Origin of the sequence: Streptomyces sp. H27-H5 (assembly GCF_026627505.1) — a bacterium.
Taxonomy (GTDB): Bacteria; Actinomycetota; Actinomycetes; order Streptomycetales; family Streptomycetaceae; genus Streptomyces.
This window is the reverse complement of record NZ_JAPNLK010000323.1, coordinates 1-1,015: the sequence shown is the minus strand read 5'-3', so window position 1 is coordinate 1,015 and position 1,015 is coordinate 1. Positions and strand designations below refer to the sequence as shown.

The window sequence follows — 1,015 nt, the reverse complement described above, 5'->3', positions numbered from 1 at the left end:
TGTGGTGGTCCACCTGGCGCCGCCGCCATCAACACCGCGCCCGCCTCTGCCACCGCCGTTGGCACACCTACGCCGACACCACACCATGACCAGCCAGCACACCAGCGGCTATCTACAGCTGCCGTATCAGAGCAGCATGGATTTGCCTTACCTCACAGCTCCATCCCACGGACACGGCAGCCGAGCCCAGCTCGGCGTCAGGTTCGACGTTCACGAGTGCTCCGGCCAGATCATCACTGCCATCTTCTCCTTCAAGGAAAGCGGGCAAGCCGGCATTTCGAAATGCCCTAACCACATGGTCCGCCAACTCGTTTCGGACGGACAGAACCTCATCAGAGGCGCGGGCAAATCCGTACTCAGTCACGATCCAACGACTTCCACTAGTGGGGGCGTGGCGAACGAGTGTTGAGCGAAGTCCGCCACGCCCCAATCAAATTTCTATTGTTCAGCCGAACTTCGGAAGGTCGAGGTCCTTTCCAGAGCAGCGATCATCTGGCGCAGAAGATCGGCCGAACCAGGCCCGTTGGGGACCGACCAAGAGATCGGAGTTCCAGGCTCCAGCGCGGCTGCCAACTTGGGCTTGCACACGTCGCAAGGACTACGCTCGCTGTACAACTCGGTGATCTGCGACGGAGTGAATCCCTTGGCTTTCAGCTGGGCCAATATGTGATCTTCGGAATGGATTCCTTCGCCCTTACTGAATCCAACCACAAGATCGCCAGTTCTGGAATCGTTCCACCCGGGAACCCTGGCAACCGCAACGTTGCGACCGGGAGTGAAGCCAACCGCCTTTCTTGCGTGGTATGCCTGGCGGGCGAGTTCAGTGCTGTAGTAGGCGATCACCCCCACGCAGGGGGGTTCCTCCTGCGCGGCTGCTGAGCGAAGGATTGAGCCTCGATCCACCGCGTGATCTCTGGTCACGCGGTGTGATTGTTTTCGGGGCGGGTTTCCGGTTTTGGGCAGGGTGGGTTTCCGGCTGGCCGCTGCCGGTGGCGGGTTCTCCAAGGTCTTCCAG

Annotated in this window: 2 protein-coding genes; one reads left to right on the top strand and one right to left on the bottom strand. The window is 60.5% G+C overall.

Features of this window, described 5'->3' with window-relative positions; translation table 11 throughout:
- The coding region (locus OTB19_RS43050; protein ID WP_267804306.1) for a hypothetical protein at window positions 1-409 on the top strand (409 nt) is incomplete at its 5' end.
- Window positions 410-438: 29 nt separating this feature from the next.
- On the opposite strand, the gene OTB19_RS43045 is transcribed toward OTB19_RS43050, so the two are convergent.
- Window positions 439-1,015: nucleic acid/nucleotide deaminase domain-containing protein (locus OTB19_RS43045; RefSeq protein WP_267804305.1), on the bottom strand; the 577-nt coding region annotated here is incomplete at its 5' end.